The sequence below is a fragment of the Nodosilinea sp. AN01ver1 genome, assembly GCF_050565655.1.
Classification (GTDB): Bacteria; Cyanobacteriota; Cyanobacteriia; order Phormidesmidales; family Phormidesmidaceae; genus Nodosilinea.
In genome coordinates this window covers 1-9349 of sequence record NZ_JBNXVS010000091.1, presented here as the reverse complement: position 1 = coordinate 9349, position 9349 = coordinate 1, and the positions used below count along the sequence as shown (strand labels likewise).

Annotated in this window: 8 protein-coding genes and 1 pseudogene; 3 read left to right on the top strand and 6 right to left on the bottom strand. The window is 48.1% G+C overall.

Annotation, left to right across the window (positions count from 1 at the left end; translation table 11 throughout):
- A partial coding sequence (locus tag ACQ4N7_RS29570; protein WP_430714661.1) for a transposase-like zinc-binding domain-containing protein occupies window positions 1–68 on the bottom strand: 68 nt, incomplete at its 3' end.
- A gap of 198 nt (window positions 69–266) precedes the next feature.
- Window positions 267–4373 carry an NB-ARC domain-containing protein gene (locus tag ACQ4N7_RS29565; protein ID WP_430715013.1) on the bottom strand — a complete coding sequence of 1369 codons (4107 nt, stop codon included), beginning with the start codon at window positions 4371–4373 and terminating at the stop codon, window positions 267–269.
- A 148-nt stretch (window positions 4374–4521) separates the two neighbouring features.
- Between ACQ4N7_RS29565 and ACQ4N7_RS29560 the strand changes: the two genes are divergently transcribed.
- Window positions 4522–5073 carry a hypothetical protein gene (locus tag ACQ4N7_RS29560; RefSeq protein ID WP_430715012.1) on the top strand — a complete coding sequence of 184 codons (552 nt, stop codon included), beginning with the start codon at window positions 4522–4524 and terminating at the stop codon, window positions 5071–5073.
- 22 nt (window positions 5074–5095) lie between these two features.
- Here the strand turns inward: ACQ4N7_RS29560 and ACQ4N7_RS29555 are convergent, their stop codons facing one another.
- The 4 genes from ACQ4N7_RS29555 to ACQ4N7_RS29540 form a co-directional block, all read right to left on the bottom strand.
- Window positions 5096–5323 (bottom strand): hypothetical protein, encoded by a 228-nt coding sequence (locus ACQ4N7_RS29555; protein ID WP_430715011.1) that lies wholly within the window; start codon window positions 5321–5323, stop codon window positions 5096–5098.
- A gap of 199 nt (window positions 5324–5522) precedes the next feature.
- Complete coding sequence (locus tag ACQ4N7_RS29550; RefSeq protein ID WP_430715010.1) at window positions 5523–6518, bottom strand: hypothetical protein; 996 nt, start codon at window positions 6516–6518, stop codon at window positions 5523–5525.
- A 47-nt stretch (window positions 6519–6565) separates the two neighbouring features.
- Window positions 6566–7795: a transglutaminase domain-containing protein gene (locus ACQ4N7_RS29545; protein ID WP_430715009.1), complete on the bottom strand. Its 1230-nt coding sequence runs from the start codon at window positions 7793–7795 to the stop codon at window positions 6566–6568.
- Between the two features lie 339 nt (window positions 7796–8134).
- Window positions 8135–8644 carry a hypothetical protein gene (locus ACQ4N7_RS29540; protein WP_430715008.1) on the bottom strand — a complete coding sequence of 170 codons (510 nt, stop codon included), beginning with the start codon at window positions 8642–8644 and terminating at the stop codon, window positions 8135–8137.
- A gap of 150 nt (window positions 8645–8794) precedes the next feature.
- Between ACQ4N7_RS29540 and ACQ4N7_RS29535 the strand changes: the two genes are divergently transcribed.
- Window positions 8795–9025: a helix-turn-helix transcriptional regulator gene (locus ACQ4N7_RS29535; RefSeq protein WP_035991464.1), complete on the top strand. Its 231-nt coding sequence runs from the start codon at window positions 8795–8797 to the stop codon at window positions 9023–9025.
- A 41-nt stretch (window positions 9026–9066) separates the two neighbouring features.
- Window positions 9067–9219 (top strand): annotated as a pseudogene (locus ACQ4N7_RS29530) (HNH endonuclease domain-containing protein); the annotation flags it as partial.
- Between the last annotated feature and the right edge of the window lie 130 nt (window positions 9220–9349).

Genomic DNA, 9349 nt, shown 5'->3' with positions numbered 1-9349 from the left:
GTGCCGTCCGAAAGCGACTCTCGCCCGTTTTTGACAACTTGTTGGCTCTGGCAGTGAGGACAATCCATCAGGCTGAAGTAGTTGCACTACAGCCATTTTACTTATCAACGCCTAGCAGACCAGTGCCCAAAATTCTGATTTCTGATATTCTGATCGCTCCCGTTGAATCCCTAAATTCAAAAGTGCTAAATGACATTAGCTCGAAGCCACAGTTGTCTCAGACCTTCTTGCGTAAGTCCTAATTAATTGGGCAAAAACAAAAACCATCAATCTTCTGAAAAAGCACCCAAATCAACGAGTGTTGACTTTTGTGCCTTTGTTAAATTTCTTGCACTTGTGATATTCATGCCCTCATATGGTCTAGGGGCTTTTAGAGTTTTTGCACATTGTTTAGTTTGTAAATCCCATATCTTAATCGTTTCATCTGCACCGCCACTAGCAAGTGCTGAAGCATCTAGGTTGAAAGATACTGAATGCACTAAATTTGAATGGCCACTTAAAATGCTGATGCATTCCTTAGTTGATACATCCCACAGACGTACAGTTTTATCGTTGCTCGCGCTTGCCAGAAACCTACCATCTGAGCTGAAAGTTATTGAATATATCCACCCTTGATGGCCTCTTAAGACATCAAGACATTGCCCATTGAAGTTCCAAAGGCGTATTTCATTATCACCACTTGAACTTGCTAGGATCTGCTTATTAGGACTGAAAGCTACTGAATAAACTTCATTGCTATGGCCTTGTAGAGTTACTAAACACTCACCTGAGTTGACATTCCATAACTTCACTGTTGTGTCACGACTACCACTAGCAAGTATTCCGCCATTGGGACTAAAAGCCACTGAATAAACTTGCGCTGTGTGATCCCGTAGAATTTTTAGGCATTCACCTGAGTTAATATTCCATATTCGAATAGTTTTATCATCACTACCACTAGCTATAACGCTTTCTTCTGAACTAAAAGCTACTGAATATACTTGATCGGTGTGTCCCAGAAAAGTCCGTAGACACCTCCCCGAGCTAAATTGCCATAGTTTAACAGTCTTGTCCCAACTCCCAGTAGCTAAAGTCTGTCCATCAGGTGAAAAAGAAATGGATTGTACTCGCTCAGTATGTCCTGAAAGTAGCCTACACTCCGCTGAAGTAATATCCCATATTCTAATGACTTGATCATCGTCACCACTAGCTATCTTATTACCATCTGAGCTCCATGCAACTGAACGAATCCATTTGCTATAACCTCGCCATGTTGCTATACATTTAGTTTCTGTAGTATTCTTTCGCAATTCCCACAGCTTAACTGCCTTGTCAACACCAGCGCTAGCCAAAATTTTGCCTTTTGGACTGAAAGCTACTGACTGTATCCAACTGGTGTGACCTTGCAATGTACTTAAGCATTGAATGTTATGAATGTCTCGAATATCCCATAGTTTAATAGTCTGATCTCCAGAACCACTTGCCAATAGTAGTCCATCAGGACTAATTGCGATCGAACGTATTTCACTTGTATGCCCGTGGAGAGTTCTTATGCATTGAATATTTTGAATATCCTGGGAGTCCCAAATTTTGATAACTAATTGAGAGGTACTCACTAATGCACAGCTATCAGGACTAAATGCAATCGAACGTATTTCACCTATATGACTATCAAGAGTTCGTACACATTGAACATTTTGAATATCCTGAACATCCCATAGCTTGATGGTTTGATCCCCAGAACCGCTAGCTAGCAGTCGTCCATTAGAATTGAAGGTGACTGAATTCACGCGTCCACGATGACCAGTTAGTGTAGATAAATTTTCTCCAGCAAAAGCATCCCATATTCCAATTGTTCCATCACTATAACCACTAGCGAGAATTTTCCCGTCAGGACTGAAAGCTACTGAATGCACTAAAACATCTGATTTCTCTAAGGTTTTAATTAATTGAAAATTCTCTGAATTCCATAGTTTTATACTTCCATCATAGCTGCCACTAGCTAATATACAGTTATTTGGACTAAAAGCTACTGATCTAATTAACTTTCGATGCCCTTTGAAGGTATAAAGTTTCTGACTATTTGCTATTCGCCATAAGTTAACCTCGCCAGATTCATCTCCTGTAACTAGTAAGTGACCATTAAAACTAAATGCTAATGAAAGAACAGGAGCCAAAGTAGCGGTAAAAATAGATTTATTCAAATCGGAATGAGAAAGATTGACCCTGTGCAAATTAACATCCTTGAAAAACGCCTGCCAAATTGTTAAACCTGAGAGATCTAATCCGGTCAAGTCTCTTTGCAAAAATACGAGTAAATTAAGGACATTTCCAGCTCCGTAATCTGACAAACTGCTATGCTCCACGGGTAGACTTGGGTCAGTACTTCTCCAAAATTGAGAGGCAGTAATTTCATCAGCAATAGGACTAAGTATTAATCGAGTTTGTGCATCTCTGACAAAATCTTTCGTAGTGGCTTTGACAAGAGGAAATTTATTAAAAAGATCAAAGTTACCAGTTTTAATTTCTTCGCAAATTTGAAGTACAAATCTGTTGACTACATATTCCATTACTACAGGCTGCTGCGTATAGGCCGCTCCACTCTTCTCAACTAGAGAACGTCGAAACAGGGTGATCAGCGCCTCCATAAAGAAATTACGTCTAGTCCTAGCTGGAACAATATCATCTTGTAATCCCTCAATGGTCACTGGCTCTCTATCAATCGCCAACCAATACATGATTGATTTTTCTAAATCTGAAAGACGCTGAAATTGTTCGTCTAATAGTTTGCGAATTTCATTAAAAGCTAGTGCTCCTTGCATCAAAAACTCTGCGATGTCACCGCCAAAAATTTCCTCTATATAACTGGCAGCCACTTGTAACACCAGCGGATTTCCTCCATATAAATGATTTAATTCTTTACTGTGTTCCTCGTTGCCTAATAAGTTGATGCCTTTTGTCCCTAGGAGTTTTTGGGCATCGGCATCAGCTAGTCCTTGTATTCTCAAATATCGAACTAATAAATTTTCACCTTCTGAAGCATTGAGTTCTTCTAGCTTTTCTCGAGTTGTTAAAATCAGACAGCTTTGATGAGAAGATTCAGCTATTCGCCTAAAAAACATCCCATAGTCTTCATACCCTTGTCGATAAATTCCTGATTGCCCACTCTCAAGAATTGATTCGACGTTATCAACAATTAGCAAGCAGCGACGCTCCTGAAGATAGTGTAGTAGTCGAGTAGTACAAGCACTGTTTGTTGGAGGCAGGTTGGCTTCATTTTCCTGTTGATTTGAGACAAATTGAGTTAGACTGATCAATATATTTTTGAGGGGTGGAGCTTCCTTAAGCGATCTCCAAATCACGTACTCAAAATCATTTTGAATTTGCTTGCCTAACCTTTTAGCAAGACTAGTTTTGCCAATTCCACCCATTCCCAGTAAAGAGACGAGGCGACAGTGGTCGTCCAAAATCCACTGCTTGAGAACAGCAAGTTCTTCAGTACGCCCATACAAGATAGAATCATCTACCGATTCATCCCAGTCCACCAATGGAGATTTGCGGTGATCTACCTCATCAAACTCTAAATTCGGCGTCTGAAAAGCCGACTCTAACGATGTATGTTGCTGTGATGGCTGAACTTCTAGCTTTGCCAGTAGTTCAAAGGCAAAGGCACTGGCATGACAAGAAGCTTTCTCCTGACGAACCTGCTCAGGCTCTTGACCTGATTCTGACGTATGCGAGTTTTTATGCTCTATTAGATCAGAAATACCTCGAATAACAATAGCTTTGATATTGGGATACGCAAATACTGCACTCAGAAAGCCAAAACCTTCCATCTCAACGGCGACGGCATCGTTATAGCTTGACCTCAAAAATTGGAACAGATCTGATTCCTTAGAAGCAACGACCTTTTCCCCAGCCGCAATAGGGGCGACAAATACCCTCGGTTTAGGGGACAAGTTGCTGGAGAGTCGCTGCAACCATTCATCTTTTCTTGCCTCTGATCTAGCTCGTTGAATTAGAGCGTATGCAGACTGGCCTACTGTCGGTCGAGTGAAAAAATGACTTTCTACTTTACCTGATTCATATCCGTAAACTTTTGTTGCTGCGACGACGTCACCGATTGCGACATCCTTGATGCCTCCAGCTATTCCAACAAAGAGGAGGACGTCCGGATTGAAATAGGTGATCGCTCTTTCTGCCTCAACTGCCACTCCGGCATTTCCGGCTCCAACCTCGGCGATCCCAACTTCCCATACCTGGTTGTCAATAGAGAATCTTCCTCTCTCGTATATGGTTCCTTGAGGATGCATCTCTTCCTGTAGCTCAGTGAGATGTGCCCGTACGGCCAGGTATTCAACAGGGAGGGCGGTTAGTATCACTGCACGGGGCATAGGTGAATCCTCTAGGTCGCCTAAATATCCACTATTTTGACCACTAGACTTATATTTGCCCAGACTCTAGAGAATTTCTTTGACTTCGGCGGCTTAGTGGGATGGGGAGCCAGAATGGAGGGTAGTCGTGGGCTGAGAAGGTTTGACTATGAGTGAGAAGGGGGCTTTGCTGGAGGTGCTGCTGGCTGAGTACAATTGCTTAAAGTCTGAGCAGGCACAGCGGATTGGCTTTCGGGATAATTTGCTGTACGTGACGCTGGGGGTGTTTGGGGCGGTGGTCTCGTTTGCGGTTTCTGCTCCTGGCAATTACTACGCCTTGCTGGTGATCCCCTGGGTGTGTGTGATTTTGGGCTGGACGTACATTGTCAACGATGAAAAAATTTCGTCGATTGGTCGGTATATTCGCTACGAGTTGGCGGCTAAGGTGAAGGCATGCACGGGCAATGATGCTTCAGAGACACTCTTGGGCTGGGAGGTGGCCCATCGGGACGACAAACACCGCAAGCGCCGTAAGATTCAGCAGTTGGTTGTGGACGAGATTACGTTCGTGTTTTCGGGCTTGATTGCCTTGGGTGCATTCTGGTTTATGGTCGCCAACCCACCTCTAGGAGTAACATTTCTCTCCTGGATAGAGCTTCTGCTTCTCTTGGCATTGGGCGTAGAGATATTCATTTATGCCGATTTTGGGCGAGGGCTCTGAGGCACAAAGAGCGCTTTTAATACTAGATACCGTTCGCCTCCAGGTAGGCTTTAATCCCCGCTTCTAGATCCTGAAATGCAGCTTCCATGCTGGGATAGCTGTCTTCGCCTTCATAAACAGTGCCGCCTAAATCGTAGGCTCGGACAAAAGCAGAAACCATCTCATTCTGCCCAATTTCGATCCAACCAATTTCTTCAACAAAGCGATGGATAGTAGGATATTGCTCTTCAAAGGTTTTAGGTTTTTGCATTGGGGCTTTCTAATTTGAGCACCTAATATCGATTAGGCTGTAAGGCAAAATCGGGATGGACTGATCTTGGCCTGGAGAGCTGTCTACAGAAGGAGAGGTGCCTACGCCCATATCATCATCTACCCGAATAAAACTCATTTGTCATCGGCTTGCCTGGTTCTAAAAGGTAATCGCCAATTTTCCTAAGACTAACACTGGTTTACTGGGCCGTTACCTCGTAGCCAAGTTGCTTGGCGATGTCGAGAAAAGGGCCGATGTTGCCGATCCCCCACTGGTTACAGACCGCGACGGTTTGACCATCCCCCGTCTGCAAAACCTGGCTCTCACTCAGAAAATAACGCTTTTGACCTTTCTCCAAAGCCTTCGCCAGCGGAGCCACCACGCCAAAGGCCCGATGGAGAAAGTCCGGAAACACCTGTTTCAGCTCATCCAAGGTGGTCTGGGGATGGTCGTGAAGGTACTGGGTGACTACGGCCAGTACCAAGTTGCGCTTGTTATACACTTGGCCCAGGAACTCATATTGCGTGGTATCTCGGCTAGAGCGGGCGGCAGCTCTTTGCGCTTCTGCCTGCTCCCGAATTCTCACCTGGTATTCCTCCGCCTCTGGCAAGGGGATAATCTGCTCAATGTCTAGCAACAGCTCGTCCCCCAGTTTGTAGGGCTGAAGGCGGACACAGCGAATGTCCAAGTCGCGTTCGTTCAACCACATGACAGCGGTGGTCAGCTCTTTTGAGAAATTGGCCGAAGCCAGTACGATCCTGACATCCGTAGGGAACTGCTCCTCCTGCGGATCGCTCCACCCCAGGAATCCCAAGATTTCCTCTTCAGCATCCTTCGCAATGCCCCGCTTATCGAGGTACTGCTGGTGAATCTCAATGGCTCGCTTGAAGGTCAGCGTCGAGACCATGGCGGCATAGCGCAGAGACTGTAGCTCCATATGAGCCCCGGTCTCGTCGCGCTTGAGTTCAATTACCACCAGGTTGGCCTGCTTGTCGAGGCCCAGGAGGTCGATCCGCCGCGCTCCCTCAGTCCAGCCGGAGAATTCCTCAGACAGCACCATCGTATCGGGCGAAATCACGTTGATGTTGTCTCGGAGAGCAGCTTGCAAGTCGGTGCGCTCCTGAATGCCCTCCACGCCGAACTGAGTGCTTTTGACGGCAGCGATTTGCTTATCTTTAAGGGTGAACAGCGCCATTGGTTTCAAAGGATGAGACTATCTGGATCGTGAGTGGGGCAGAGGTTTTAGCGCCGATTGAACTCGACCTGGCCGACGTGGGCAAACTCACCGTACTGCTCATCGCCGCTGAAGAGACTGACCTCATAGGTGCCCGACGTAGGCAATGAGCAGGTGATCTGCGGGCCTTGGGTAGGGCTATCGCTGCAACGCTCCGCCTGGGCAGAGCCTTTGAGAGCATAGCTGGAGAGCAACCAGCGCCGGTTGGGATTCTGGAGCTGGATCACCGCTGTTTGGTGGGTATCGGTTTGCGATCGCATTGGCGCAACCAGCGTCATGCCCTCCGCAAAGAACCGGGCTCGCATCATCGGCTGGCGCAGGAACTCCCCTCGGGTAATGGGCTGCGCCCTGAGCTGGAAGCTTTCTTCCTTGGGAAAGTGCGTAATCCCCATCACCTCGGGCGGTGGAAAGAGGTAATCGGTCTTGTAGGCCTTGGTAAAACCAGAGGCCCGATCCACATAACCACTGTTCCAAGTAGCGTCAATTAGATACCACTGCCCGTTAATCTTGGCCGCATTCCAGGCGTGGCTCTGCCCCTCCAGATCGCTGGTGGAGCTGCGAGAGTCACCGGTCACATAGACAATCTCTTCGCCAATGGCCTGGCCCAGGGCTTCGAGCAGCTTGGCGTAGCCCGCACACACCGCCACCCGGCGTTGAAAGACTGTTTCGGCATCCTGAGGGGGATAGATGCCCGCAAAGTAGTTGGGGGCATCGTAGGCAATGCGATCGGCCACGTAGTCGTGTAGAGCTTTGACCCGCAGCATGGGGTCTTTTTCCTGGCTGGCAATGTACTGAGCCACGGAGGCAATGCTGGCTTCAGCACTGGCGGGCATATTGACCACAGCGGGATGAAGACCAACGTCTGTCCAGGGCCACCCCTTCCCCTGGCCCGCCTGCCCTATGGGGTTGGGCTGGGGAGCTGGTTGGGGCCGCACCTGGGTTGTATCGGCGTACTGGTCAAAGGGGTTGTCGTGGAATCTGAGATAAAGCCCCTCAAGTCCCCTGGCGGCAGTAAACAGCCCTTGTCGGGCTAGCTCCACCTGTGGCCCCTGCATACCATCCAAAAACCAATCGCCTCGGGTGGATAGCGCCAAAAACGAGGTCTGGGGCCGCAGGGCCAGCAGAAGGGTGAGAAAGGCCAGGTTGAGGGCCAGGGTGCGCAGGGTAATGCGATCGCCCCAGGTGAGAATGCCGGTTTTTCGTCGCTTGCGCCCCCGCATTTCCCACAGAATAGGCACCAGGGGGAATAGGAGGATGCCTGAGAAGACGGTCAGCAGCTTGGGTCCGTTGGCATAAGCTACGAGTGACGAGGCTAGCCACACCCCAAGAATGGGAGTAAGGAAAACCGCTAGGTAGAACAGCGTTCTCGTGATGAGAGATGGCAGCCTAAGGAACAAAAACTGCATGACTGATGGGAACGTAGACTACCAAGGCGAAGTTATAGTCTAGGTTTCCCAAATTTTGCTGCGTCTCATCGAGCTGTCTTGCAGGACAATCTTGTTGACGAGGGCTTTACCTTTTGCCCAACCTTCACAGTTGGTAGTTCCCACCAGCGGGTGATATAACGCTGGTAGAGATTAGGTCTCCGTCCAGAGCAGTCGCAGTTTTCGGCTAAAAGCCCCTCGCTCCATGCGTCGCTGCATCTGACAGGCCAGCACCTGGTTCCGCTGGATGCCGTAGGCCGCCAAAGTAGCGTCAATCACTTCCCATAGGTCAGCGAGTTCTGTTACCAGGGCGTCTTCGCCAGCCTTAGCCGCCTCCTGGGCTTCTTCGATCAGCTTTTGGCGTAGTGCCTGGCAGTACTCGGTCTGGGTCATGGGTTCAACGCCAAAATTGACCTGCTGGCTGGTCAGGATTTCAGGGATGCGATCACGCACCAGTTTGTTGTATTCCTTGCGCACCATAAACGTAGATTCCTCTCCGGGGGGATAGTAGAGCAGTGTATAGTCGCGATCGGCGGCAGCGCGACGCAGCACTCGTAGACATTCTTCCGCATCAGAGCGGCGACGAAAGCGATTGACCACCACCCGCTGCATATCGGGCAGAAAGCGCACAATCGCCCAAACATGGAATGGGCTGATATTCATGCTGTAATAACTTGAGCCAGGGCAAATGAGGGTGAGACACTGATCTACAGTGCCCTCCCGGTGTTTTCAGCCTGTTCTAGAACGAAACTAGAAACTAGTTTCTAAAAAAGAGGCCAAATTGTCAACTGATTCCTAGAATTCAATTTCTAAATGCCGCGATCTCAGTCCGATCAGCCTAACCAGCCAACCCTTAAAGACTTGAGAAAGCGAGCGGGGCTTTCCCAGGAGGCGCTAGCCCGGATTCTGGATGTCAGCGGCAAGACCGTAAGCAATTGGGAGCGAGGCATGAGTATAGCTAGCCTCACAGTGCCGCAAATGAAGGCCCTGTGCGACGCTTTGGGTGTAACGCTCAGTGAATTGCCCGATGACTTTAGCTCTTAGCTGCCTACCCTAGGGGCAACCCTTGTAATGAGCCTGTAGGCATGGATGACATTCAACTTCCTTCTGGGGCTGTTCATCAGCTACCTGACTCAAGCAAGGTCAATGTTGCTGCATTAACCCGTCTATTTACCAACACCACCAACTCTTACAAATATCTCTTCTTTCTGTCACTGCTCGACATGATGAGGCGTCGCCGCTGAGTTATGTTGATTTCTGGTGTATGGAGGGAAAAGAAGGAAGGGCGTATCCTGCTGGATGAAACAAGGTAACCAGCGAAGGAATACACCATGAATGACGACAATCTTATTGCATTGCCCCCGAGCG